Below are 22,986 nucleotides of genomic sequence, written 5' to 3'. Positions count from 1 at the left end.
GTTACAGCCGATCTACATATTGCTTGGCGGTCAAAAGGTTGGCATGGGTGGCCTGGCGCAAAAGCCGTATGGCCTGGAGCTTCTGCCCGTTGCGCACCAATGTCTGCAGCTGCAGCGCCGGCTGTGGGTTCAGCATGGTCCCGGGCGCAAGTGCCGCAGGGTCAGAGCCGTACGGGTAGCCAGGATGGTGGCCGGGATCGTGACCAGGATTGCCCGGTGGCGGCGTCGGACGATGGTCATGCTGCTGGATCTCCTGCTGCCGGTTCTGGCTTGGCAGGGTTGCCGCCTCCAGGCGTGCCCTTGCCGCCATGGCCGCCTGAACTTGGGCTGCGTAGTGGGCTTGGGAACGCCGAGCCAGATCCAGCTGGTAGCGGTCCGCGTCGGACATGCCCCCATCACGCGGCTTCAGTGCCGTAGCGAGAGCCCAGAGGGCTGCGGCGAGGACAAGGGCAGGAACCAAGACTGTCAGAACGTCGCCCATACCTAGAGCTTAACGCCAGATCCGCGTTATCCACAGCATATGCCCGGCTGCGTATAGTGCGGGCCTGCGGTGATGACCCTTGACGGGAAGATTCGTGCAGGCGGCATGCATGCCGGGACAGCTCGGACATATCCCGGTGACCCGTATCACAAAGTGGGAATGTAGGTTGCGAAAACGCCCTCCTGGAGCGGACTTACCGGCCGGTATCCCCAGTAGACGGTTAAGGCTGTGGATGAAGGTTGGCGCAAGATTTAAATTTGTCCACAGGAAAATCTCAACGTTTCCGCACGTCAGACCGCATATATGCCGAAAAGAAAATTTCTATCCACAGCTTCCCCCACAGGCTGTGCACAAGCAGCAGTATCTTGTGCACACGTTATCCACAGAGGTGCGAAACTGCGGGCTTTGTGAGTGGCCAGTCGGACGCTAACGTATCGGAGACACCCCATTCGGGTGAGTTTTCCCTTCCGGCCTGAAGACCGGAGCCGGCGGACAGCCGGACTCCGGGCGATTCGTGCTGCCCTGTGGAAAACCTGTGGATGAGGTGTCGCCGGGGTTCAACGGCCCCGACCGAAAATGTCAGGGCCTGCTGGTGTAGTTGCATTAGCCCGGGCAGCAGATGTTTGCTGCGCGGCCCACCCCCGGCACACGGCACACGCGCCGCAGTCCTCCTGCACGGACTGCGGACACAATGGAGGACGGCAGCTTTGTCAGTTACGCACCTGGACTCAATCGAAGGTACCCGCGAATCCGAAGGCAGCCGTAAACCTCCCCAGGACATCCCCGCCGAACAGTCCGTACTGGGCGGCATGATGCTCTCCAAGGACGCCATTGCGGACGTGGTTGAGATCCTGCGCGGGCAGGACTTCTACCGTCCTGCCCACGAAACCATCTACGAGGCCGTCATCGACCTCTATGGCCGCGGAGAACCCGCGGATGCCGTCACGGTGTCCGATGAGCTGACCAAACGCGGCGAGATCAACCGGATCGGCGGACCGGCGTACCTCCATGAGCTCATTCAGACGGTACCCACAGCCGCGAACGCGGGCTACTACGCCGAGATCGTGGCCGAGCGCGCCGTGCTCCGGCGGCTGGTCAATGCCGGCACCAAGATCGTGCAGCTCGGGTACGGGCAGGACGGCGAGGTGGAAGACCTGGTCAACCAGGCCCAGGCGGAGGTCTACGCGGTTGCCGAACGCCGCACAGCGGAAGACTACGTCGTCCTGAAGGACGTCATGGAGTCCACGGTGGATGAGATCGAGGCCTCCGGCCACCGCGGCGAAGGCATGGTGGGCGTTCCCACCGGCTTCTACGAACTGGACGAGCTGACGCACGGGCTGCATCCGGGCCAGATGATCGTCATTGCCGCCCGGCCTGCCGTGGGTAAGTCCACCTTCGCGCTGGACTTTGCCCGCTCGGCCGCCATTAAGAACAACCTGAGCACGGTGATGTTCTCCCTGGAAATGGGGCGCAACGAGATCGCCATGCGTCTTCTGTCGGCCGAGGCCACCATCGGCCTGCAGGACCTTCGCAAGGGCACCATCAAGGATGAGCAGTGGTCCAAGATCGCCACCACCATGGGGCGAATGAATGATGCCCCGCTGTTCATTGACGACAGCCCCAACATGTCCCTTATGGAGATCCGGGCCAAATGCCGCCGCCTCAAGCAGCAGCACGACCTTAAACTCGTGATCCTTGACTACCTGCAGCTCATGAGTTCGGGCAAGAAGGTGGAGTCCCGCCAGCAGGAAGTCTCCGAGTTCTCCCGTGCGCTGAAGCTGCTCGCCAAGGAACTCCAGGTCCCCGTCATCGCGCTGTCGCAGCTAAACCGTGGTTCCGAGCAACGCCAGGACAAGCGCCCCATGGTCTCGGACCTGCGTGAATCGGGGTCCATCGAGCAGGACGCCGACATGGTGATCCTGCTGCACCGCGAGGACGTCTACGACAAGGAGTCCCCGCGTGCCGGTGAGGCAGACATCCTCGTGGCGAAACATCGTAACGGCCCCACCAAGGACATCGTGGTTGCGTTCCAGGGCCACTACTCGCGGTTCGCCAACATGGCGGGGGATGCCGGAGGAGGAGGCGGCTTCTAGGCTGCGGTGGTTCCGGCCCGGTGTTCCGCTGGAACAGTTTCCAAGGTGAAGCTTCCGTGCGGAACAGCGCAGGCCGCCGGTGTTAGTGCGGTTGCGACTGCAGCAGGTGGTTGGGGAGCCTGTTCCCCGGGGCCGCTGCCCTGATTTCCAGGAGCTCCCGCGCATGGGCGTGGAGCCGCTTATCCTCCTCGGACACGGGGGTCCATGCCGGGATGGGGACCGAGGTGCCTTCGGCGTCGCGGGCGACCATGACGGTGAGGCAGTAGGTGGTCAGGTTCAGTTCACGGCCCTTGGGGTCCCCGGAGCGGACATGTACGGCTATGTGCATGCCCTTGGTGCCCGTGTAGACCAGCCGGGCCTCCACCTCCACCACGTGGCCGATCAGCAGCGGCCGGTAGAAGCGCACGCCGCCGGAGAAGACAGCTACCGTGTCCCGGCCGCAGTAGCGCGAGGCGCAGACATATGCGGCCTCATCGATCCATTTCATGACGATGCCGCCATGGACTTTTCCGCCCCAGTTCACGTCGGTAGGCGCCGCCATGAACCGCAGGACGACGCGCTCGGCGGTGCCGGCATCGGTATATTCCTGCGCGCTCATGGCTTCGACGATCTGCTCGCGGATCGCGATGCGTGCCAGGGCGTGGTCCCGCTGTTCCAGTTCCTCCGCCGTTACCGGCTCGAACTGCTTTACCGGGACGGGTTTCCCATCCTCGCCAACCGCCACAAAGATCACCATGCACTGGCTGCGCATGGTGGCCGGACCGCCCTTGGGGTCCCCGGAGGAAACCACCGTTCGGATATGCATGGAGGAGCGGCCGGTGTAGACGATCGTGGCCGTGACCTCAACCATGTCGCCTATGTTCACCGGGTCTGCAAAGTGGATGTTCCCCACGTAGGCGGTGACGCAGTAGGACTTGGCCCAGCCTACGGCCGCCGCATAGGCCGCCTTGTCCACCCACTCGAGCACTGTTCCGGCGTCAACGGATCCGCTGTGGCCCACGTCCATGGGGGCGGCAAGGAAGCGGAGGGTTACTGAGTTGGCGGCAGTCTCGCTCATGACCGCAGTTTACTGACACCTGTCCTTGGGGCAGATCCCGGCCTTCACAAACGTGCCCATCGACGCCATAAGGCGCAGGCCCTGCATCCCGCGTCATGCAAGAGGCGCAGTGGCGGAGACACTAAAGATAATGATTATCATTAGTGTCATGCTGATGAGACGATCTACTCTTCCTGCCCCGACCACCACCCGCCGCCGCGGCCGCTCAGAGGACCCATGTGCAAGGTTGTCCACAAAGCCGCTCACGGTCGCTTTCAAAAGGCCCCTCGCAGCGCCGCTAGTCGCGCAGGTGGCCGCCGCCTGCGGAGCTGCGCTGCTGCTGTCAGGCTGCGCTGCCGGCCCGGCGCAAAGTTCCGCCGAACGTTCCGCCGGCCCTTCGCTGCACGCAAAGACCGCACAACCTACCGAGCTTCGCGCACCTGAGCCGCGCCTGGTCTACACGTACGCTGGCGGCATCGGAGTGCTGGACGCGGCCACCCTTGAGCCCGTGGGGGACGTTGCGGTGGACGGCTACAACCGCATCAGCCCTGCCGGGGACGGCCGCCACGTCCTGGTGGCGGCGGGTGAGTCGTTCCGCGTGCTCGATGCCGGCATCTGGACCGAGCAGCATGGCGACCATGGCCATTCCTATGCCGCCGAGCCCACGCTGACGGATCACGCATTCGAGGCGAGCAAGCCGGGCCACGTGGTGCGGCACGCCGGGAGGACCGTCCTGTTCAGTGACGGGTCCGGCAAGGTGGAGTCTTTTGAATCGGCCGCCCTCGGAGCGCTGGCGGATGACGGTCTTCCGCAAACGTCCACCTACACCGCGCCCGAGGCCCACCACGGCGTGGCTGTGGAACTGGATGACGGCAGGCTGCTGGTGACAGTGGGAGACGAGGATGCCCGCAACGCCGTGGCTCTCCTGGGGCAGGCCGCGGGCCAGGACCGCAAGGAGATCCTGCGGAGCCAGAACTGCCCGGGTGTCCACGGTGAGGCGGTGGCCGGCGAAAACACCGTGATTTTCGGATGTGAGGATGGGATGCTGGTGTTCGAGGACGGCAAGTTCGCCAAGGTCTCCAGCCCTGACGCCTATGGCAGGATGGGCAACCAGGCGGGCTCGCCGGCGTCGCCTGTGGTGCTGGGGGACTACAAGGTGGACAAGGATGCAGTGCTGGAGCGGCCCACCAGGATTTCACTGGTGAACACTGGCACCAAGGCCCTGAAGCTGGTGGAACTCGGGACCAGCTACTCCTTCCGGTCGCTGGGGCGCGGGCCGGCCGGGGAGGCGCTGGTTCTAGGCACCGATGGCGCACTGCATGTTCTCAATCCGCTGACCGGCGCCACCGTGTCCACGGTCCCCGTCGTGCCGGCCTGGCAGGAGCCCGAGGCGTGGCAGGACCCGCGGCCCACCCTGTACGTCCAGGGCTCCACGGCCTACGTAACCGAGCCGGCCGCGCGGAAACTCCACGCCGTCGACCTGAAGACGGGGAAGACCGTCCGCACCGCAACGTTGGCCCATGCGCCGGATGAACTGACGGGCGTCACCGGCTGAGGTAACAGCCATCGGCTGAATCACAACAACCGGCCGAAACTACGGAAAACATCGAAACAACGGCGGCCGCCCACCGGGCACCGAAGCGCCAGGCGAGCAGCCGCCGTCGTTGTTTCCTGGACAGTCACCGTTTTGGAGCGGCGCTGCAAATCCGGGATGTTACGCGAGGACCTTGAGCTTTGAATCATTGCGGCCGAACAGGGCTGCATCCGCTGAGAGGCGGCCGGCTCCGGCAAGGGCGATGGCCGCTGCTCCGGCTGCAAGCAGGAGAACCAGCTCGTAGCCGCCGGTGGCCACGAAAACTCCGGCCGAGGCGTGGACCAGGAAGAGGGCGCCGAGCATGTCCAGTGCGAGCAGCGCGGCGAAAACGCGGGTCAGCACGCCGAGGATGAGGGCGATGCCGCCCACCAGTTCCAGGGTGGCGACGAGCGGGGCGGCGATTTCAGCGGCCGGAACCCCCATCTTGGCGAAGGATGCCTGCGTGCCGGCGATGGTGAATTCGTTGAACTTCTGCCAGCCGTGCGCGGCGAAGAGGAATCCCGCGATCACTCGCAGGATCGTCAGGGCTGTGGTGGTCTGGGTGGACTGGTTCATGGAGATTCTCACCGTTCGGATCGATTGGGGGTTTGTCTCTTTTGGGCACGCGGTCCGGAGCGCGTCGGGTGAAGCTTCCCTTCCACTCTCCCGAAATTTTGTTGAAGTGTCAACTAATGTGTCACGGTTATCTTTTTTGCGGCAGCTAGGCTAAACCCGTGCCCCACTCGCCTTCCGCCGCCGTGTCCACCCCAAAACCCGAGAGCCACGGCCGTGAAATCCTCCGGCTTGCCGTTCCCGCCTTTGGCGCGCTGATCGCCGAACCGCTCTTTCTGCTTGCCGATTCGGCCATCGTGGGGCACCTGGGCGTTGCCCAGCTGGCCGGCGTCGGACTGGCCTCGGCGGTGCTGCATACCGCGGTGGGGCTGATGGTTTTCCTGGCCTACTCCACCACCCCCGCCGTGGCGCGGGCGGTGGGGGACCGCCAGCTGGGCAGGGCGCTGGCCGCCGGGCGCGACGGCGTCTGGCTGGCCCTGCTGCTCGGGACCGCGCTGGCGCTGGCAGGATTCCTTGCCGCGGAGCCGCTGATCGGGCTCATGGGACCGAGCCCGGAGATCCGCACCTTCGCCGTGGACTATCTGCGCTGGTCCATGCCCGGGCTGGTCGCGATGCTGCTGATCTTTGCCGGCACGGGTGTGCTGAGGGGGCTGCAGGACACCCGGACGCCATTGGTGGTGGCCACGGCGGGATTCTCGCTGAACATCGTGCTGAACCTGGTGCTGGTTTACGGACTCGGGCTGTCTGTTGTCGGGTCTGCAGTGGGAACGAGCATCGCGCAGTGGGCCATGGCTGCGGTGTATCTGGTGATGGTGCAGCGCAACGCCCGTCACCATGGCGTCAGCCTGCTGCCCGACTGGCACGGGATCCGGGCCATGACAAAGGTGGGTTCCTGGCTCATGCTGCGGACCCTCAGCCTGCGCACCGCCATCCTTGCCACCGTGCTCGTGGTCACGGCCCAGGGTGCCGTGAACCTGGCTGCCCACCAGTTGGCCATGACGGTCTTCACCTTCCTTGCCTTCGCACTGGACGCCCTGGCCATCGCTGCGCAGGCGCTGATCGGCAAGGAACTGGGGGCCTCCAACCCCGGCAAAGCCCGGATCCTAACCCGGACCATGATCCGCTGGGGCGCCGGCTTCGGTGTGGCCACCGGCGTGCTGCTCGCCCTGGCGGCCCCGTTCGCCGGGGCCCTCTTCACACCCGACGCCGGCGTCCAGTCGGTGCTGACCGCGGCGCTGTGGGTACTGGCCGCGGGCCAGCCCCTCGCGGGGTACGTGTTCGTCCTCGACGGGGTGCTGATCGGGGCGGGCGACGCGAAGTATCTGGCGATTGCCGGCGTCGTTAATCTTGCGGTGTACCTTCCGCTGCTGCTGGCGGTGCCGCTGGCCGGGTCCGACGGCGCGGCGGCGCTGGTTTGGGTGTGGGTGGCCTTTTCGCTGGGCTACATGTGCGCCCGCGCCCTGACGCTCGGGCTGCGGGCCAGGACAGACCGCTGGATGGTGCTCGGCTCATAGCTCGCGGCCTGGATTCGCGGGAGCAGGCTGGCGCACTAAACTGGAGCGGTGACTTCCCCTGCTAACCCTGCCGAATCCGACGTGCCTGCCCCCTCGGCGGAGCTGTGGAAACCCGCCCTGCTGCGGGCCGCCGCCGCACTGGTCTTCGGTGCCGTAACCGTGTTCTGGGCGGCTCCTTCCGTGACCGGAATGTCACTGGCGGGCGGAGTGTATCTGCTGGCCACCGGCCTGATCCTGCTGTGGGGCATTCCGCCGACCGGTTTCCGCCGGGACGCGCCTGCCGGCCGCATGCTGTCCGCCGCGGGAGCGGCCCTGACCGGTGCCGGCGTGGCGCTGCTGTTCCTGCAGGGCAGCCTGGTGTTCGCCGTGATTGGCGCTTTGGGGCTGGCCGTGGCGTCGGCAGCGGAACTGTATCTGGGCATCAGGTTCCGAGGACGGCATGTCCTGGCCCGTGACTGGTTGGCCTCCGGAATCATCGGGCTGGGCACGGCCGGCACCCTGCCGTTCTTTGTGGGCCTTGGCCCGCATGCGCTGCTGGGGGTTGCCGGCGGCGGTGCCATTATCTCGGGCGTGCTCTGGATCCTGGCGGGCCTCTCGCTCCGGCACGATGCGCGGGCGGACACGCCAAAGGCCGTAAACTAGTACCCAGGGCTTCTACTCGTTGTAGAACAGCCTTCGACAACCAGTACCCCTTCAGGACCAGCACACATCACAGCGGGCAGGCCGCATCGCGCCGCCCGCACGGGAGGAATCACCTTGGCACACCAGAAACCAGGAGAACCGCGCAATCTGCGGACCTCGGTGAAGGGACCCCTGATGTTCTCCGCCTTCTGGGCCGTGGTGGCATTCTTCGCAGTGCTGATTTTTGCTTCCGGCGGCAGCGCCCGGTCGCCGCGGTTCGACCTGGCCTTCACCGCCGCCGGCATCGCCTTCATCGTCACCCTCGTCATCGCCGCGATGCTGTCCATGAGCTACAAGGACAACGCCGCCCACCTGGGCAAAGGCTCCGGCGTGAACCTGAGCTCGGCCCGGAAGCCCTCGCAGGGACACGGAGGCCATGGGACCCAGGGTACCCAAAGCGAGGGAACTCAGCGCCGCCCCGATGCCCCGGGCGCTGCGGGTTCGGCCGGAACGGGTGACTCCGGGCCCGACGCCGGAGCCTCCTAACGCCCGACAGCCAGTCGCCGCCGGCGCGGCTTGCTCTCTGCCCGCGCTGACTACTCTCCGCTGGCGCTGATTACTCTCCGCTGGCGCGGCGCGCCCGGTACGCCGCCACATGCGCGCGGTTGGCGCAGTTTCCGGTGTCGCAGTATCGCTTGGACCGGTTCCGGCTGAGGTCGAGCACCGCCGCGTCGCAGTCATCGGCCGCGCACACGAGCATGCGGTCCATCTCCTTGCTGCGGATCACGTCCACCAGCGCCATGGCTGCTTCGGTGCCCATCCTGTCCGCCAGCGGCGCATCGTGCGTGGTGGCGTGCAGGTGCCAGTCCCACTGGTCGTGCTTGAGGAGCTGGGGGAGTGCTTGGGCCTCGCGCAGGAGCCGATTGACGCCAGCCACGGCCGTATCCTCATCCGCTGTCCACAGCGTTGCCAGTTCCGTCCGCAGTGCGTGGATGCTGGACAGTTCGGCGGCGTCGTGGGTGCGGGAACCGGTAAAGCCCTCCTGCCGCAGGAACTCGTCCAGATCTTCCACTGTGGCCAGCTTTTCCTCGCCGTTCGCGGCCGAGTTGATGAGCTTCACCACGAAGCGCAGCGCGAGTTCCGTGTCAGGGGCAAAGACCATCTTGACTCCTTACAATGCGGGGGCGTAGTGTCAGGACCAATACCCCACTTTACTCCTGACGGGAGGCATCCGTGCCCGCATCGAACAACCGCGCCGAAACGGCGCTAACTTCCGCGGCTCGCGCTTCGGCGGTGGCTCCGGCCCCTACTCAGGCTGCCGCTCCCGCACGGGCTGCCACGGCCAAAGCCTCCGGCTTCCTTGCGTCAGGACTGGGTGTCGCCCTTTTTTCCTCCGCGATCTTCGGGCTCTCCGGCTCCTTCGCCAAGGCACTGCTGGAAACCGGCTGGACGCCCGGGGCTGCCGTCACCGCCCGGCTGACGGGTGCCGCGCTCATCCTCGCAATCCCCGCGGTTCCGGCGCTCCGGGGCCGATGGCACCAGCTGCGGTCGAACTGGCTGACCATTGTGCTGTTTGGCCTGATCGGCGTCGCAGGCTGCCAGCTCTTCTACTTCAACGCCGTGGCCCGGCTGTCCGTTGGCGTGGCACTGCTGCTCGAATACCTCGGCCCCGTATTGATTGTGCTGTGGCTCTGGGTTGTCAGCCGGAAGCGGCCGCGCCCCCTCACCGTCGCAGGGACGCTGCTGTCCTTGGGCGGTCTGGTCCTCGTCCTGGATCTCACCGGTGCTGTGAAGGTCGACGCCGTCGGTGTGCTCTGGGGCCTTGCCGCGGCTGTCTGCCTTGCTATCTATTTCTTCCTCACGGCCAAGGAGAACGACACCCTGCCGCCCATCGTCCTCGCATCGGGCGGGCTCTTGGTGGGCGCCGCTGTCACGTGGTTGGCGGCAGCCACCGGCCTCCTGCCCATGGTCATGAGCACGGCCGACACCAGGCTCGGTCCATGGACCACGCCGTGGTGGGTTCCGCTGGGCGGTCTGGTGGTGCTGGCGACTGTCCTGGCTTACGTCTCCGGGATCATGGCTGCACGCGCACTCGGCACCAAGGTGGCCTCGTTCGTGTCCCTGACCGAGGTACTGTTTGCCGTGATCTGGGCCTGGCTGCTGCTTGGCGAACTGCCTGGTGCCATTCAGCTCGCGGGCGGAGTGCTGATCGTCGGCGGGGTGCTGTGCGTCCGGCTGGATGAGCTCCGAGGAGCCAAACCGGGGGCCCAGGCAGCGGTGACCGAGCCGCTCAACCACGCGAACGACGTCGAACCCGTCCCCTAAGTCTGCAGCGACTAAGTCTGCAGCGACGACCGGTCTTTAAGTGACGGACCGCTTAAATGCCGGAGGGCCGGACGCATGGTGCGTCCGGCCCTCCGGTGCATTGCCGGTCTAGCCGCGGGAAGCTTCCTCCTGCTGGGAAGCGTTGCGGCTGGCCTGCTTGCCGGCCTCGTCCAGAGCCTGCGCCACCTTGGCAAGGGCTGCTGCGTGCTGGCCATTCCACTCGCTGCGGAACTTGTCAGCGTCCGGGCCCTTCCAGTCGGTGCCCTCGAGCACCTTGGTCAGCAGCGACTTCTGCTTCTCGATTTCATTCGAACCAGCCTGCAGCTTGTTGCCCAGGTTCTTCAGCTGCTGAGTGTCTGCACCCCAAAAAGCCATTAGATATCTCCTTTAATCAACGGACCCGATCCAGTCGGCATCCCCAGCGGCCTCCGGCTCGTCCGGAAGATCCATTGCCTAAAAACTATCCTCCGGTTCAAAGGAGTGTCGATGGGCAGCGCTCCCCATGCAGTCCTGCCCATGGGGCACATGCCCTGCCCGCAGCGGGCCCGGAAGGGTCGATCCTCGGCGTTCCAGAGCCTAGCATGATGGTATGTGCCGGAATATCCGTACCCTCCACAATTACGAACCGCATGCCACGTCGGAGGAGATACACGCCGCGGCGTTGCAGTACGTGCGAAAAATCAGCGGCAGCACCAAGCCCTCCAAGGCCAACGAGGAGGCGTTCGAGCACGCCGTGCACGAGATAGCACACGTGACCCAGCACCTGCTCGAGTCCCTTGTGACGCACGCTCCCGCCAAGGACCGCGACGAGGAAGCGGCCAAGGCGAAGGCACGGGCGGCCGTCCGCTTCGGGACGGCCTAGGGTCCGGGTACCTGCCGGCCCAAGTGAGCAGCAGCAGTGGGCTTTCCCAGCTGGGAACGCCCCCAGCTGCTACATAGTTGGGTACTACCTGCCGAAGCGGCGCAGCCTGAGCGAGTTGGCCACCACCAGCACCGAGCTCGCCGCCATGGCCACGCCGGCCACCATGGGATTGAGCAGGCCGAGGGCCGCTACCGGAATGCCCACCGCGTTGTAGAAGAAGGCCCAGAACAGGTTGGTCTTGATGGTGGCCAGCGTGCCTCGGGACAGCTCGATTGCGGTGGCCACGTGCCCGAGGTCGTTGCCCATTACGGTCAGGTCAGCGGCCTCGATCGCCACGTCCGTGCCGGAGCCCATTGCGATGCCGAGGTCGGCCTGTGCCAGGGCCGCGGCGTCGTTCACGCCGTCACCTGCCATGGCCACCGTCGCGCCGCCGGCCTGCAGTCGCCGGACGGCTTCCACCTTGCCTTCGGGCAGCACACCGGCGAAGACATCGTCCGCGTCGATTCCGACGGCGGCAGCCACCTGGGCCGCGACCGCGGCGTTGTCGCCCGTGAGCAGCATCGGCCGCAGGCCCAGGGCCTTGAGACGTGCGACAGCTGCCTTCGATCCCGCCTTGACCGTGTCCCGCAGCTCGATGATGCCGGCAGCCTCGCCGTCCACTGTCACCCAGATTGCCGTGGCGCCGGACTCTTCAGCGGCGCGGAGCGCCTGATCCTGCGCCGGGGTGGGCTCAACGCCGTTGTCCCGGAGCCAACCGCTGCGCCCGGCAACCACGAGCCGGCCTTCAACGGTTCCCACCACTCCGCCGCCCGGCGCGGAATGGAAGCCGACGACGGCGGGTAGGTCCGCGCCGTCGTTCGCTTCACTGCCGCTATGGCTCGTGTACGACCGCCGGCCCGCAGCGGGCACAGCTGACCTTGCGGCCGCAGCGATCGCGGCGGCGATCGGATGCTCCGACGCCGACTCGACCGCACCCGCGAGCCGCAGGACTTCCGCCTCGCTGAACGGGGCGAACGCCGCGGTTGCGACCACGGACAGCTGGCCGCTGGTGACGGTTCCGGTCTTGTCCAGCAGAATGGTGTCCACCATGCGGGTGTCCTCCAGGACCTGCGGACCCTTGATGAGGATGCCCAGTTGGGCACCGCGACCCGTGCCGGTCAGGAGACCCACGGGGGTAGCCAGGCCAAGGGCGCAGGGGCACGCGATGACCAGCACCGCCACCGCAGCCGTGAAGGCCGCGCGAAGCTCCGGCCCCGTGATGTCCGGCCCGGCGGCAAGCAGCCAGCCGGCGAACGTGAGGACAGCGATGGCCAGGACCACCGGCACGAATGCCGCGCTGATCCGGTCAGCAAGCCGGGCGATCGGCGCCTTGCCGGTCTGCGCCTGCGAAACGAGCCGCCCCATCTGGGCCAGGGTGGTTTCGGCGCCGACGCGCGTGGCCCGGACCAGCACCCGGCCGGATGTATTGATGGTGGCACCGGTGACAAGGCTGCCCGGACCGACGTCCACGGGAACCGATTCGCCAGTGACCAGCGAGGCGTCCACTGCCGAGACGCCGTCCACCACCACTCCGTCGGTAGCGATCTTCTCACCGGGGCGGACCACGATCAGGTCCCCGACCGCCAGCCGGCTGGCCGGGATCTTTACCTCGGTGCCGTTTTGCAGGACGGTGGCGTCCTTGGCCCCCAGGTCCAGGAGGGCGCGCAGGGCGTCCCCGGCCTTCGACTTGGCGTTCGCCTCCAGGAACCGGCCCAGCAGGAGGAACGTGGTGACCACGCTGGCCACCTCGAAGTACAGGCCGCCGGAACCCGCACCGCCCATCTGTTCCATGCCGGGGTGCTCGGTCAGGCGGGGGCTGGCGAGGAGCTGCCAGGCGGAAAACAGGTAGGCGGCGATGACACCGAGCGATACCAGAGTGTCCATGGTGGAGGCGAAGTGGCGGGCGTTGATGGCGGCCGCCCTGTGGAACGGCCACGCAGCCCAGCTGACCACCGGCAGCGCCAAGGCGCCCACCACCCAGCCCCAGTTGGGGAACTGGAAGGCGGGGAACATCGAGATCAGGAACACCGGCACGGCGAGGACTGCCGCGACGAGCAGACGCGGTTTCAGTTCGGATGCCTTGCTGCCGTGGGCCATGTGGTCTTGGTCCTCCGCCGGTCCGCCATGCTCCGCGTGCTCGCTCGTTCCTCGCTTAGACGCACGCTTCCGCATGCCGGCACCGGCGTCGGTTGCTTGCGTCGTCGGGTGTTGGGCTGGCCTGACTCTTGCCTTGTAGCCGGCTGCGGCTACCTGGTCTGTGACCTGCTGGTCGGTAATGCCTGCCGGGACTGTTACGTGGGCTGTTTCCAGAGGCAGGTTGACCGTGGCCTGGACGCCGTCGAGCTTGGCGAGCTTTTTTTCCACCCTGTTCACGCAAGACGCGCAGGTCATACCCTCGACGTCGAGTTCGATCATCCGGCGGGCGGAGCCTGCGGGAAGGTGTTCGGTGCGCATGACTGGTCCTTCTGTGATGGTGCTTTGGTGGTGCTCGGTGCGGATGGGAGGCGGGGTTAGGCCTCGTTGGCCACCACCACGTAGCCCGCCTCGGCCACTGCCTCGCCGATTTCCGAGGGGGAGAGCTTCTGCGTGGAGGTGATGGTGACAGTCGAAACGCCGCCGGCATTGAGGTCGATATCGATCTCCTCGACGCCGGCAAGTGCCTCGAGCTCCTCGCTGACGGCGGACACACAGTGCCCGCAGGTCATTCCGGAGACGTGGACTTTTGTGGAGATGGTGCTCATTGCTGACTCCTCGTTGGTGCGCTGACTGGGTTGGCCAGCTGGGTGGGTGGTGGTTTTGCCGCTAGCGCAGGAGGCGCCCGATGGCACCCGCCGCCTCCTTGACCTTGACGTCGATGGCTTCTGCCCGCAGGTCCGGATCAGGTTCAGAGGCCGCCCCGACAACGCAGTGGCCGATGTGTTCTTCCACAAGGCCCAGGCTGACGGCGTGCAGGGCCTTGGTAACGGCCGCGACCTGCGTCAGGATGTCGATGCAGTACTTGTCCTCCTCGACCATCCGGGCGATTCCGCGGACCTGTCCCTCGATCCGCCGGAGCCGGCGCAGGTACGCGTCCTTGTCCGCCGTGTAGCCGTGCTGCAGGGATTCAGTAATAGCTTCTTCGTTGGGCGCCGTGGGCGTCCGTCCTTCGGAAGTCTCCATGCCCACCAAACTATACCCCTAGGGGGTATCAGTCAAGGAAGATGCGGGAAGTCAGCAATGGTGCGAAAAGTGAGGATCCGAGAGAAAACCGGATGCCCGAAGGTTTTCGGGCAACAAAAAAGCTCCGGAGCGCGTTATTGGGGGATACGCACTCCGGAGCGGTCTTTGGGCGGGCTCTGGATCAGCCTGCCTGATCAGCTTACTTGCCGGTAGCCAGGTTGGCCACCGCCACGAATAACTACTTTCGCTTTACTTTCCGCAGCTGCACAAAGTCGGCGCTGAAGCCGCCATCCGGCTACTCCGCCCGGTCCTGATGCGCCGCCATCCGGAAGGGGACCACCAGCACGGGCCGGCTCTGATGGTGGGTGAGCCAGGCGGCCACGGAACCGTTGAGGAGTTCCGTTATGCGGTGCCCGAAGCCGCGTTCCGGCGTACCAACAATGATCATCGGAGCATTGACTTCCGACGCCAGCCTGCCGAGGGCGCGGGCGGGGTCCCCCGCCAGCGTCCGCAAGGTCCATGCCGGTCCGCCGTCCTGGATGGCCGACGTGATGACCGACTTCAGTTCTGTGGTTACGGAACGGATGTCGTCGTCGTCCTTATCCGGATGCAGGGAGAGGCGGTGCGCGGAGCGCGCCGGATCCCACTCAACCAGGTAGCTTGCCTCGTCCACAAAGGCGCAGAGCAAGGGGGCCGACAGCTTCTGGGCCAGGCCGACTGCGGTCTTGAGGACCTCCGGATGCTGGCCGGGGACCACGCCCACAAGGAGGGGAGGCGGGCCGCTGAAGTGCTCTGCATCCATAATCAATTGTGTGCCCGCGGCATCTGGAAAGGCCAGAGCCACCCGAGGCCGTCGCCCAGCTCAGTGGCGGTTTTCAACCCCGCGGTATGGCTGCGGTCCTGTGCGGGAGAGTGCCGGTTTTCCCTTGAATCCCGCGCGCAGCGAGCCTAGCGTGGAGACGTAGAAAGGCGGCGTCCCATGCAGATTTACATGTGGTGGCTTGATCTGGACCTAAAAAGCAAGGAATGGCTTCGCGAGAATCTGCGGGCCAGCGACGTTCCGCTGTTCGTGATGCAGGGGATCGCCGAAGCGGGAGGTCCGCACCCGGATACCCCGCAGGCAGTCCTCACCGAAGCCGAGTGGGATTTCATCGAGACGCAGTCTGAGTTTGTGGACTGAGGAGTTCGTAGACTGACTGGTTCGCGGACCGCGGGCCGGTCAGGCTGCGCGCACCACCGGTAACTCGTCCCAGTGCGTGGTGTAGCGCGGTGAACGCATTCCACGCTTCATGCTCCAGTCCAGGCCGCTCCTCAGGCCTGCGAACCCTAGCCCGATCGTGCCCCTGCCGTACTTCCGGCTGATCTGCTCAACCAGCGGGCCGATCCCGCGTTCCTCGTGCGGGTTGGTGAAGAGCTCCAGGGGCTGCTGATTGCCGGAAGGCCGCAGGTCGGTGACCATGATGCCGGCACGGGCGTATTTGACGCCGTCCTGGATCGCGGGAAGCAGGGCGTGGGCAGCTCTGGTGAGCAGCACCGGGTCTGAGGTTGGCATGGGCAGCGGAACGCACACCGAGGGAAACGACTTGTCGTTCGGGTTGTAATGGGACGTGCCGGCGAACGCGGTAAGGACCTTGGCCTGAAGGTGGTGCCGGGCCAGCCGGGCACTCGCCTGCTGGGCATAGACGCTCAGGACCTGGCGAAATTCGGGGACCGAGGTCAGGGGTGTGGAAAACGAACGGGAGAAGATCAGTTGGTCCCGCCCCGGGCGTTCCTCCTCCAGCGGAATGCAGGGTGTTCCGCGCAGTTCCAACACAGTGCGCATCGGCACTACCGACAAGCGGTCGCGTACCATCACCGGGTCTGCCCGGCTAAGCTCCAGGATGGAGCAGATCCCCATGGCGTTCAGCCGCCTTTCCAGCCGGCCCGCCACGCCCCAGACCTCCGAGACCGGCAGCCGGGCCATGAGCAGCTCACGCGCCTCCGGGGGCATCGACTCCCAGCGGCACACCCCTCCAAGCCCGGGGTTGTTCTTGGCCCACCGGTTGGCGAGTTTGGCGAGGGTTTTGGTGCTGGCGATGCCGACGCACACGGGCACCCCGACGTTGCGCTGGACCGCGGCCTTCATGGTCCGTCCGAGCCCCACCACGTGTTCGGGGCTGCCCTTGATGCCCAGGAAGGCCTCGTCGATGCTGTACACCTCGAGCCAGGCCGAGTAGCGTCCCAGCAGTTCCATGACGCGGGCACTGATGTCGCCGTACAGTTCATAGTTGCTGGACCGGGCAACGAGGCCCCACTCCTTGGCCCGAGGGGCGAGCTTGAACCACGGTTCGCCCGTGCTGATCCCCAGGGCCTTGGCCTCCGGACTGCGGGTCACGGCGCAGCCGTCGTTGTTGGAGAGCACGACCAGCGGTTTGCCTTCGAGGGAGGGGTCGAAGGCACGCTCCGCGCTGGCGTAAAAGCAATTCACGTCCACCAGGGCTATCTGCTGCCGCGTTTCAGACATAGTGCAGGCACCTCGTGGCCACGCCCCAAATGGTGAGGTCGGCCAAGGCGGGGACGCTGATGTCCGGATACAAAGGGTTGGCCGCCTGGAGCACTACACCGGCCGCCGTGATCTTCAGGCGCTTGATGGTCAGTTCGCCGTCCAGCACTGCGACGACCACGGATCCGTCCCCGCGGTTCCAGTGCACGGTTGACGATCAGTTCGTCGCCGTCGCTGATGCCGGCCTGCTCCATGGAGTCCCCGGACACCCGCACGATGTAGGTGCTGGTGATGTCCTTGATCAGGTGCTCGTTCAGGTCGATCCGCCCGTCAAAGTAGTCCTGGGCCGGGGACGGGAAGCCTGCCGCCACGGCGACGGGTGAGATCAGCACCAGCCGTACGGAAAGTCCCGCCTCTATCACGCGGGGACCAATGACCACGCCCACAACACACCTTTTTTCGAATATATGTTCGATAGTTCAGTGTAGCCCCCGGGGCTGACAGAATGCAGCCAGGCCAAGTAGCGGTTGTATTCATCACACGTTCGTCGTGCCGTCTCCGTCGCAGCGGGTCTGCGTCGCATACTGGTCTCATGGGGATGCAAGGCGCAGGAGGATCAGTGGTGGAAACCTTGAAGAGGGTGGTGCGGAACGAGTACTTTCCGGCATCAGCCGTGCTGACGCTGGTGGTGCTCTTCTGGGTTGCGGGCCTGTTCGGCGGCCTGTCCCTGCTGAGCCGGAGCCAGCCCCCGATCGCCACGCTCACCTGGCTGCTGTTCGTTTACGCCGCCGCCGTCCTTACGCCCCTGGCAGGAATCCTGGCCGCCGCCGATCTGCTCCGCCGGTGGTGGCGGAACCGCCGTGCCGCGAAAGCCGGCACCGCGAAAGCCGCGAGAATCGGGTCCTAGGGCCGGCCCCTGGCAACGTACCCAGGCAAACTCAGGGGGGCCATAACCATTGCAGCCCCTCCGCCCGAGTGGTTGCATGGGGTGCATGAATGCCTCAGAGAGTTTCGTTTTAGCAATCGGGACCAAAAAGGGCCTCTGGCTGGCCACCAGCCAGGACCGGAAGCAGTGGTCCTTTTCCGGCCCGCACTTCCTGATGAGCGAGATACCCAGCATCGGAATCGACAGACGGGACGGCCGCACACGCATCATGGTGGGGGTGCGGTCCGAGCACTGGGGCCCCTACGTTGCCCACTCAGATGACCTCGGCGCCACCTGGACTGAGCCCGAGCAGGGCGCCATCAAGTTCCCAGAAGGCACCGATGCCGCTGTGGAACGGATCTGGCAGATCTACCCCGACGCGGAATCCCGACCGGGGGTGGTCTGGGCCGGCGCGGAGCCGATTTCGGTGTGGAAATCGACCGACGGCGGTGAGCACTTCGAGCTGAACCGCGGTCTGTGGGACCACCCGCACCGCAGTGAGTGGGGTGCCGGTTATGGTGGCGCAGCCGCCCACTCGATCGTGGTCAACCCCGCCGGGGACAACGTGCACGTGGCCATGAGCACCGGGGGAGTGTACCGCTCGCTCGACGGCGGGACGTCCTGGGAGCCGCGGAACAAAGGCATCTCCGCCTACTTCATGCCCGATCCCAACCCGGAATTCGGCCAGTGCGTGCACAAGATTGCGGCGGATGCCGCCGTCGAAGGCCGCCTTTACGCGCAGAACCACCACGGCGTGTACCGCACCGATGACAACGCCGAGAACTGGGAATCGATAGCGGAGGGCCTGCCGGCCGACTTCGGGTTCGTCATGCTGACGCACCCCAGGCGTGCAGGCACGGCCTGGGTTGTCCCCTTAAAGGCCGACGGCGAACGCATCCCGCCGGACGGAAAGCTCGCCGTCCACCGTACCGACGACGCAGGCGCCACCTGGAAGCGCCTGGACTCCGGGCTCCCGCAGTCAGAATTCAACGCCGTGCTCCGTGACGCGGCCGCCGTGGATTCCGCTGAACCCGCCGGGGTGTACTTCGGAACGCGAGGGGGCGCGGTGTATGCGAGCGCCGACGAAGGTGAAACCTTTGCGGAGGTGGCGTCCCACCTGCCGGATGTGTTGTGCGTCCGCGCTGCTGTTGTGGCCGGAGCCCCGGTTACCGCGGCGGCATCTGCATGAGGATATGCAGTGGCTGAGATCAGCGTGGTCCTTCCCAGCGTCCTCCAGCCGCTCGCCGGCGGGCAGTCCATACTGACTACACCCGCCGACGGGGCGGTGACTGTGGGGTGTTTGCTGGATTCCGTGACCGGGACCTACCCGGTGCTCGCCAGGCGGCTGCGGGACGAAACTGGTGCCCTCCGCCGCTACGTGAATATTTACGTGAACGGTGAGGAGGTCCGGCGTCTCCGCGGCCTGGAAACGGAGGTTTCTGCCGGCCAGGAAGTGCTGATTATTCAGTCGGTAGCCGGCGGTTAGGGGGCTCAGGCGACGCGCCAAACGCTGCATTCGTCCGTGTTGATGGCCTTGCGCATGCCCGTGTGATGATCCATGATCCACACGACGCCGATGCCCGGGGCTGTCTCCTGGACGCTGCCGCGGCGGATGATGACGTCGTCATAGCTGGGGCCCACCGACAGGCGGGCCTCGATCTCGTCGCCGCGATGCAGCTGGTCCAGGGCACGGACCCGGGTGATGTGGGGTTTGGCTTCCTTCAACATGGCGTGGCCTCCTGAGCTGGAGCTGGTGCCTGCAATTGCCGGCACATCCAGTGTGGCTGGGCAATGTTGCGCACGGGTTTCCTGCCCGTTAGCGCCCGGTTAGTTTCCGGCGCCGATGCGGTTTCCGCGCGCCATCACCGGCTGTGGGGCCCCGCTGACGGCCATCGGGGAGCCGTGGAGGATGCCTGCATCCGGTGGCGCATTTCGCCGACGCCGCGCATGTAGGTGACGAGTTCGACGTCTCCGGGGAACAGCTGCGTGACTTTGGAGAGGCGGGCGATGATCTCCGGAACCGGGAAGACCATGTTCGAGGTGTTGCCCTTCTGGACCTGTTCGGCGTTGATGTCACAGCCCAGTTCGATGCTGTCAGGGTCCTCGAATTCGTCGGAGGTGACCAGCAGCGGACCGGCTGGCCCGAACCCGGGGAAGGACTTGGCGAGGCTGTACTGCGGCGCCGGCCCGGCTGACTGCATGGTGCGTTCGGACAGGTCCTGCCCGATGGTGATCCCGGCGACGTGGCTCCACGCCGTGTCCGCCGGGATGTTCGTGGGCGCGTGTACGACAAGACGCCTGGCCGGTTAATGCCCTGCGAGGCGTCCTACTGGCTGTCGCGGCCCGCAACGCCGTTTCCGCAGCCGGCGGCTGACTGCAATAAAGGTCTTGAGCTGACGCCAGAACGGAAGACGGTGGTGGCCCGCACGTATGTGGTGGTGTAGCCCCGGCAGCCACGGGTGAACGCCCCGTTCGGTAATTGAAAGGGCATAGGATGGGTGCGGACACCACGGGCGCGGGCCCTGAGCGGATGCGAACCGGGAGCAGACATGGCGGCGGGACGAAGCGCGGCAGAAGCAGACGAAGCACAAGGAACCGATGCCACGACTGCCGATGAGTCGGCAGACCTGACCAACAAGTCCGTCATTAAGGCAACTGTCCTGCTTAGCGAATTGGGCCGCCACAGGCAGGGCATCACCGTCACGGAACTGGCCCAGGCCGTGGGCATGACCCGCCCGACGGCCTTCCGCCTGCTTCTCAGCCTGGAAAAGACGGGCTTTGTGGACCGCGTGGACAACCGCTATCTGCTGGGCTGGCAGGTGGCCCGGCTGGGCAGGCTTGCCGACCCCTACACGGGCGCCATTGCCAGGATCCAGCCAATCTTGGACGAATACGCCGCGAAACTCAACGAGACGATCAGCTTCGCGGTGGTCCGGAGTGACACGTCCTACGACGTGATCGCCGAAGCCTCGGGCTCCCGCTACCTCAACGCCACCCATCTGTACGTCGGAGGGAACTACCCCGCACACGCCAGTGCTACGGGGAAACTCCTACTTTCTGAACTCAGCGACGACGGTATTGCCGCGACGCTTCCTGAGAAGCTGGAGGCCTACACCGCCCGCACCATTACGAACCGGAAGGCACTCCTGCAGGAGATCCGACAGGTCCGCGAACAGGGCTATGCAGTCACCGATGAGGAGCTTGAAGAGGGCCTTTTCGCCGTCGCCTATCCGGTGCGTGACCGTTCGGACGGGCTGATCGGGGTGCTTGGGGCCCAGGGACCAGTCCAGCGGTTCAAATCTGACAAGCTTCCCGGGGTTGTCGACCAACTGCACAAGGCTGCCGACGATGTCGCGAAGGCTTTGCCCTAGCGGCGGCCTCTTTTGCAAGCACAAGCGTCACCGGCATAAGCCATGGGCCGAGGCCATTGACCGCCGATTCTTCTGGAACAAGACTTTCAGTGGGCCAGCAGCCCGCCACCGTCGACCAGGAGGAGCCAGCGATGACCACGCAGGAAACCGAGGCAGAGGCGGCCTACCGGGCCGGCAGGGAGTGGTTCAAGAGCGCGGTGGTGTACCAGATCTATCCGCGCAGCTTCGCTGATTCGGACGGCGACGGCATCGGCGACCTCCGCGGGATCATCGGCAAGCTGGACTATCTGCAAAAGCTGGGGGTCGACGTCGTCTGGCTGTCCCCGGTGTACCGGTCACCGCAGGATGACAACGGCTACGACATCAGCGACTACCGCGACATCGACCCCGTGTTCGGCGACCTGGAGACCCTCGACGAACTGCTGGACGGCCTGCACTCGCGGGACATGAAGCTGGTGATGGACCTCGTGGTCAACCACACCTCGGACGAGCACCCGTGGTTCGTGGAATCCCGCTCCAGCAGGGACAACCCGAAGCGGGACTGGTACTGGTGGCGGCCGCCGCGCGAAGGCCGTGGGCTGGAAACGGCAGCGCCGGGCACACCCGGCGCCGAGCCCAACAACTGGGGCTCTGCCTTCTCGGGCCCGGCCTGGGAGTACGACGCGGAGACGGGGGAGTACTACCTGCACCTGTTCTCCCGGAAGCAGCCGGACCTCAACTGGGAAAGCCCGGAGGTGCGGGCCGCCGTGTACGACATGATGAACTGGTGGCTTGACCGCGGTGTGGACGGCTTCCGGATGGATGTCATCAACTTCATCTCCAAGGAGCAGTCGCTGCCGGACGGTCCGCAGGCCGAAGGGATGCTCTATGGCGACGGCGGCCCTTACTTCATCTGCGGCCCGCGCATCCACGAATTCCTGCAGGAGATGCACCAGGAGGTCTTCGCGGGGCGGGACAAGGACCTCCTGACCGTGGGCGAGATGCCGGGCGTCACCGTCGAGGATGCTGTCCTCTTCACGGATCCCGGCCGGCGGGAGGTGGACATGGTGTTCCAGTTCGAGCACGTGGCACTCGACCAGGAGGGCGGCAACAAGTGGCGGCCCAAGAAGCTGCTGCTCACCGACCTCAAAAAGTCCCTGGGCCGCTGGCAGGAAGGGCTTGCCGGGCGCGGCTGGAACAGCCTCTACTGGGGGAACCACGATCAGGCCCGCGCCGTTTCCCGGTTCGGCGACGACGGCCAGTACCGGGAGCTGTCGGCGAAGATGCTGGCCGCCGTCCTGCACCTGCACCGCGGCACGCCGTACGTCTACCAGGGCGAAGAGCTGGGCATGACCAACATGGCGTTCGGCGCAATCAGCGACTACCGGGACATCGAAGTCCTCAACCACCACCGCGAAGCCACCACGCACCTGGGCCACACCGACGCCGAGGTCCTCGCGGCCCTGGCACCGCTGAACCGGGACAACGCCCGGACGCCGGTGCAGTGGGACGCCAGCCGGCATGGCGGCTTCACCACCGGGGCGCCCTGGATTGCGGTGAATCCCAACGCCAACACGATCAACGCCGCCGCCCAGGTTGACGACCCCGGGTCGGTCTTCAACTTCTATCGCAAGGTGATCGCCTTCCGGCACTCGGATCCCGTGGTCGCGTACGGGGATTTCAGCATGCTGCTGCCCGACGACGAACACATCTATGCGTTCAAGCGCTCCCTTCCGGGCGGCGAACCAACGAACAGTGAGGCAGCGGGTGCTGAACTTCTGGTGCTGGCCAACTTTTCGGGGACCGGCCGGACGGCCGACGTCGACGACGGCACCTGGTTTAACGAGGGCGCCGAGCTAGTGCTGGGAAACTACCCGCCGGGCGCCGGCGAAGCGCAGCCGTTCGATCTGCGCCCATGGGAGGTCAAGGTCTTCCGCCGGAACCTTTAGCCGG

Annotated in this window: 25 protein-coding genes and 1 pseudogene; 13 read left to right on the top strand and 13 right to left on the bottom strand. The window is 65.8% G+C overall.

All coding sequences use genetic code 11. The features are described from left to right. Position 1: 1 nt before the first annotated feature. The gene (locus QFZ23_RS00890) at positions 2-481 is read right to left on the bottom strand and encodes a hypothetical protein (RefSeq protein WP_306920089.1); all 480 of its coding nucleotides are present in this window, start codon (positions 479-481) and stop codon (positions 2-4) included. 707 nt (positions 482-1,188) lie between these two features. On the opposite strand from QFZ23_RS00890, the gene dnaB reads away from it, so the two are divergent. Next, complete coding sequence (gene dnaB, locus QFZ23_RS00885) at positions 1,189-2,574, top strand: replicative DNA helicase (RefSeq protein WP_003800110.1); 1,386 nt, start codon at positions 1,189-1,191, stop codon at positions 2,572-2,574. An 82-nt stretch (positions 2,575-2,656) separates the two neighbouring features. On the opposite strand, the gene QFZ23_RS00880 is transcribed toward dnaB, so the two are convergent. Next, positions 2,657-3,631, bottom strand: a complete 975-nt coding sequence (locus QFZ23_RS00880) for an acyl-CoA thioesterase (RefSeq protein WP_306920088.1) — start codon at positions 3,629-3,631, stop codon at positions 2,657-2,659. 226 nt (positions 3,632-3,857) lie between these two features. Between QFZ23_RS00880 and aztD the strand changes: the two genes are divergently transcribed. Then, on the top strand, positions 3,858-5,165 hold the full coding sequence (gene aztD / locus QFZ23_RS00875; protein ID WP_306920087.1) for a zinc metallochaperone AztD: 1,308 nt from the start codon (positions 3,858-3,860) through the stop codon (positions 5,163-5,165). A 159-nt stretch (positions 5,166-5,324) separates the two neighbouring features. Here the strand turns inward: aztD and QFZ23_RS00870 are convergent, their stop codons facing one another. After that, positions 5,325-5,759, bottom strand: coding sequence for a DoxX family protein (locus QFZ23_RS00870; RefSeq protein WP_306920086.1), 435 nt, complete (start codon positions 5,757-5,759; stop codon positions 5,325-5,327). A gap of 158 nt (positions 5,760-5,917) precedes the next feature. On the opposite strand from QFZ23_RS00870, the gene QFZ23_RS00865 reads away from it, so the two are divergent. The 3 genes from QFZ23_RS00865 (at position 5,918) to QFZ23_RS00855 (ending at position 8,437) form a co-directional block, all read left to right on the top strand. Continuing rightward, positions 5,918-7,270 carry an MATE family efflux transporter gene (locus tag QFZ23_RS00865; protein WP_306920085.1) on the top strand — a complete coding sequence of 451 codons (1,353 nt, stop codon included), beginning with the start codon at positions 5,918-5,920 and terminating at the stop codon, positions 7,268-7,270. Positions 7,271-7,318: 48 nt separating this feature from the next. Then, positions 7,319-7,912 (top strand): hypothetical protein, encoded by a 594-nt coding sequence (locus QFZ23_RS00860; protein ID WP_306920084.1) that lies wholly within the window; start codon positions 7,319-7,321, stop codon positions 7,910-7,912. A gap of 114 nt (positions 7,913-8,026) precedes the next feature. After that, positions 8,027-8,437 (top strand): hypothetical protein, encoded by a 411-nt coding sequence (locus tag QFZ23_RS00855; RefSeq protein WP_306920083.1) that lies wholly within the window; start codon positions 8,027-8,029, stop codon positions 8,435-8,437. A 70-nt stretch (positions 8,438-8,507) separates the two neighbouring features. Here QFZ23_RS00855 and QFZ23_RS00850 read toward each other — a convergent pair whose 3' ends face one another. Continuing rightward, positions 8,508-9,053 (bottom strand): CGNR zinc finger domain-containing protein, encoded by a 546-nt coding sequence (locus tag QFZ23_RS00850; protein ID WP_306920082.1) that lies wholly within the window; start codon positions 9,051-9,053, stop codon positions 8,508-8,510. Between the two features lie 131 nt (positions 9,054-9,184). On the opposite strand from QFZ23_RS00850, the gene QFZ23_RS00845 reads away from it, so the two are divergent. Next, positions 9,185-10,216: an EamA family transporter gene (locus tag QFZ23_RS00845; protein WP_306926592.1), complete on the top strand. Its 1,032-nt coding sequence runs from the start codon at positions 9,185-9,187 to the stop codon at positions 10,214-10,216. Positions 10,217-10,324: 108 nt separating this feature from the next. Here the strand turns inward: QFZ23_RS00845 and QFZ23_RS00840 are convergent, their stop codons facing one another. Continuing rightward, a complete protein-coding gene (locus QFZ23_RS00840) occupies positions 10,325-10,591 on the bottom strand; it encodes a hypothetical protein (protein ID WP_306920081.1) in 267 nt (88 codons plus the stop codon). A gap of 214 nt (positions 10,592-10,805) precedes the next feature. On the opposite strand from QFZ23_RS00840, the gene QFZ23_RS00835 reads away from it, so the two are divergent. Beyond that, positions 10,806-11,078: a DUF2277 domain-containing protein gene (locus QFZ23_RS00835; protein WP_306920080.1), complete on the top strand. Its 273-nt coding sequence runs from the start codon at positions 10,806-10,808 to the stop codon at positions 11,076-11,078. A gap of 84 nt (positions 11,079-11,162) precedes the next feature. On the opposite strand, the gene QFZ23_RS00830 is transcribed toward QFZ23_RS00835, so the two are convergent. The 4 genes from QFZ23_RS00830 to QFZ23_RS00815 form a co-directional block, all read right to left on the bottom strand. Beyond that, the gene (locus QFZ23_RS00830) at positions 11,163-13,571 is read right to left on the bottom strand and encodes a heavy metal translocating P-type ATPase (protein WP_306920079.1); all 2,409 of its coding nucleotides are present in this window, start codon (positions 13,569-13,571) and stop codon (positions 11,163-11,165) included. A 56-nt stretch (positions 13,572-13,627) separates the two neighbouring features. Next, positions 13,628-13,858 (bottom strand): heavy-metal-associated domain-containing protein, encoded by a 231-nt coding sequence (locus QFZ23_RS00825; RefSeq protein WP_306920078.1) that lies wholly within the window; start codon positions 13,856-13,858, stop codon positions 13,628-13,630. Positions 13,859-13,919: 61 nt separating this feature from the next. Then, a complete protein-coding gene (locus tag QFZ23_RS00820) occupies positions 13,920-14,276 on the bottom strand; it encodes a metal-sensitive transcriptional regulator (protein ID WP_306920077.1) in 357 nt (118 codons plus the stop codon). A 295-nt stretch (positions 14,277-14,571) separates the two neighbouring features. Further along, positions 14,572-15,078 (bottom strand): universal stress protein, encoded by a 507-nt coding sequence (locus QFZ23_RS00815; RefSeq protein WP_306920076.1) that lies wholly within the window; start codon positions 15,076-15,078, stop codon positions 14,572-14,574. A 177-nt stretch (positions 15,079-15,255) separates the two neighbouring features. Here QFZ23_RS00815 and QFZ23_RS00810 point away from each other — a divergent pair, with 177 nt between their 5' ends. Beyond that, a complete protein-coding gene (locus QFZ23_RS00810; RefSeq protein WP_306920075.1) occupies positions 15,256-15,456 on the top strand; it encodes a hypothetical protein in 201 nt (66 codons plus the stop codon). Positions 15,457-15,495: 39 nt separating this feature from the next. On the opposite strand, the gene QFZ23_RS00805 is transcribed toward QFZ23_RS00810, so the two are convergent. Continuing rightward, the gene (locus tag QFZ23_RS00805; protein WP_306920074.1) at positions 15,496-16,779 is read right to left on the bottom strand and encodes a Y-family DNA polymerase; all 1,284 of its coding nucleotides are present in this window, start codon (positions 16,777-16,779) and stop codon (positions 15,496-15,498) included. Next, positions 16,772-17,204 (bottom strand): annotated as a pseudogene (locus QFZ23_RS00800) (LexA family protein). The gene QFZ23_RS00805 and the pseudogene QFZ23_RS00800 overlap by 8 nt, the downstream one beginning before the upstream one ends. Positions 17,205-17,380: 176 nt before the next feature. Between QFZ23_RS00800 and QFZ23_RS00795 the strand changes: the two are divergent. The 3 genes from QFZ23_RS00795 to QFZ23_RS00785 all read left to right on the top strand — a co-directional run bounded on the left by QFZ23_RS00795 (position 17,381) and on the right by QFZ23_RS00785 (position 19,169). After that, the gene (locus QFZ23_RS00795) at positions 17,381-17,665 is read left to right on the top strand and encodes a hypothetical protein (RefSeq protein ID WP_306920073.1); all 285 of its coding nucleotides are present in this window, start codon (positions 17,381-17,383) and stop codon (positions 17,663-17,665) included. Positions 17,666-17,741: 76 nt separating this feature from the next. Then, entirely contained in the window at positions 17,742-18,872 is a 1,131-nt protein-coding gene (locus tag QFZ23_RS00790; RefSeq protein ID WP_306920072.1) for a WD40/YVTN/BNR-like repeat-containing protein, read from the top strand. Between the two features lie 9 nt (positions 18,873-18,881). After that, complete coding sequence (locus tag QFZ23_RS00785) at positions 18,882-19,169, top strand: MoaD/ThiS family protein (RefSeq protein WP_306920071.1); 288 nt, start codon at positions 18,882-18,884, stop codon at positions 19,167-19,169. Between the two features lie 5 nt (positions 19,170-19,174). Here the strand turns inward: QFZ23_RS00785 and QFZ23_RS00780 are convergent, their stop codons facing one another. Next, complete coding sequence (locus QFZ23_RS00780; RefSeq protein ID WP_306920070.1) at positions 19,175-19,411, bottom strand: hypothetical protein; 237 nt, start codon at positions 19,409-19,411, stop codon at positions 19,175-19,177. 134 nt (positions 19,412-19,545) lie between these two features. Next, complete coding sequence (locus QFZ23_RS00775) at positions 19,546-19,953, bottom strand: fumarylacetoacetate hydrolase family protein (protein ID WP_306926590.1); 408 nt, start codon at positions 19,951-19,953, stop codon at positions 19,546-19,548. Positions 19,954-20,232: 279 nt separating this feature from the next. On the opposite strand from QFZ23_RS00775, the gene QFZ23_RS00770 reads away from it, so the two are divergent. Then, positions 20,233-21,054 carry an IclR family transcriptional regulator gene (locus tag QFZ23_RS00770; protein WP_306920069.1) on the top strand — a complete coding sequence of 274 codons (822 nt, stop codon included), beginning with the start codon at positions 20,233-20,235 and terminating at the stop codon, positions 21,052-21,054. 131 nt (positions 21,055-21,185) lie between these two features. Then, positions 21,186-22,982 carry a glycoside hydrolase family 13 protein gene (locus tag QFZ23_RS00765; RefSeq protein WP_306920068.1) on the top strand — a complete coding sequence of 599 codons (1,797 nt, stop codon included), beginning with the start codon at positions 21,186-21,188 and terminating at the stop codon, positions 22,980-22,982. Positions 22,983-22,986 lie beyond the last annotated feature (4 nt).

Origin of the sequence: Arthrobacter globiformis (assembly GCF_030818015.1) — a bacterium.
GTDB classification, from domain to species: Bacteria; Actinomycetota; Actinomycetes; order Actinomycetales; family Micrococcaceae; genus Arthrobacter; species Arthrobacter globiformis_C.
This window is presented reverse-complemented; position numbering and strand designations above follow the sequence as displayed.

Excerpts from the sequence above, each read along its gene's own strand:
- QFZ23_RS00780 (WP_306920070.1), bottom strand. The coding sequence starts at position 19,411 with ATGTTGAAGGAAGCCAAACCCCACATCACCCGGGTCCGTGCCCTGGAC.
- QFZ23_RS00815 (WP_306920076.1), bottom strand. The coding sequence starts at position 15,078 with ATGGATGCAGAGCACTTCAGCGGCCCGCCTCCCCTCCTTGTGGGCGTG.
- QFZ23_RS00890 (WP_306920089.1), bottom strand. The coding sequence starts at position 481 with ATGGGCGACGTTCTGACAGTCTTGGTTCCTGCCCTTGTCCTCGCCGCA.
- QFZ23_RS00850 (WP_306920082.1), bottom strand. The coding sequence starts at position 9,053 with ATGGTCTTTGCCCCTGACACGGAACTCGCGCTGCGCTTCGTGGTGAAG.
- QFZ23_RS00805 (WP_306920074.1), bottom strand. The coding sequence starts at position 16,779 with ATGTCTGAAACGCGGCAGCAGATAGCCCTGGTGGACGTGAATTGCTTT.
- QFZ23_RS00790 (WP_306920072.1), top strand. The coding sequence starts at position 17,742 with ATGGGGTGCATGAATGCCTCAGAGAGTTTCGTTTTAGCAATCGGGACC.
- QFZ23_RS00840 (WP_306920081.1), bottom strand. The coding sequence starts at position 10,591 with ATGGCTTTTTGGGGTGCAGACACTCAGCAGCTGAAGAACCTGGGCAAC.
- QFZ23_RS00765 (WP_306920068.1), top strand. The coding sequence starts at position 21,186 with ATGACCACGCAGGAAACCGAGGCAGAGGCGGCCTACCGGGCCGGCAGG.
- QFZ23_RS00820 (WP_306920077.1), bottom strand. The coding sequence starts at position 14,276 with ATGGAGACTTCCGAAGGACGGACGCCCACGGCGCCCAACGAAGAAGCT.
- QFZ23_RS00810 (WP_306920075.1), top strand. The coding sequence starts at position 15,256 with ATGCAGATTTACATGTGGTGGCTTGATCTGGACCTAAAAAGCAAGGAA.
- QFZ23_RS00870 (WP_306920086.1), bottom strand. The coding sequence starts at position 5,759 with ATGAACCAGTCCACCCAGACCACCACAGCCCTGACGATCCTGCGAGTG.
- QFZ23_RS00835 (WP_306920080.1), top strand. The coding sequence starts at position 10,806 with ATGTGCCGGAATATCCGTACCCTCCACAATTACGAACCGCATGCCACG.
- QFZ23_RS00880 (WP_306920088.1), bottom strand. The coding sequence starts at position 3,631 with ATGAGCGAGACTGCCGCCAACTCAGTAACCCTCCGCTTCCTTGCCGCC.
- QFZ23_RS00830 (WP_306920079.1), bottom strand. The coding sequence starts at position 13,571 with ATGCGCACCGAACACCTTCCCGCAGGCTCCGCCCGCCGGATGATCGAA.
- QFZ23_RS00825 (WP_306920078.1), bottom strand. The coding sequence starts at position 13,858 with ATGAGCACCATCTCCACAAAAGTCCACGTCTCCGGAATGACCTGCGGG.
- QFZ23_RS00770 (WP_306920069.1), top strand. The coding sequence starts at position 20,233 with ATGGCGGCGGGACGAAGCGCGGCAGAAGCAGACGAAGCACAAGGAACC.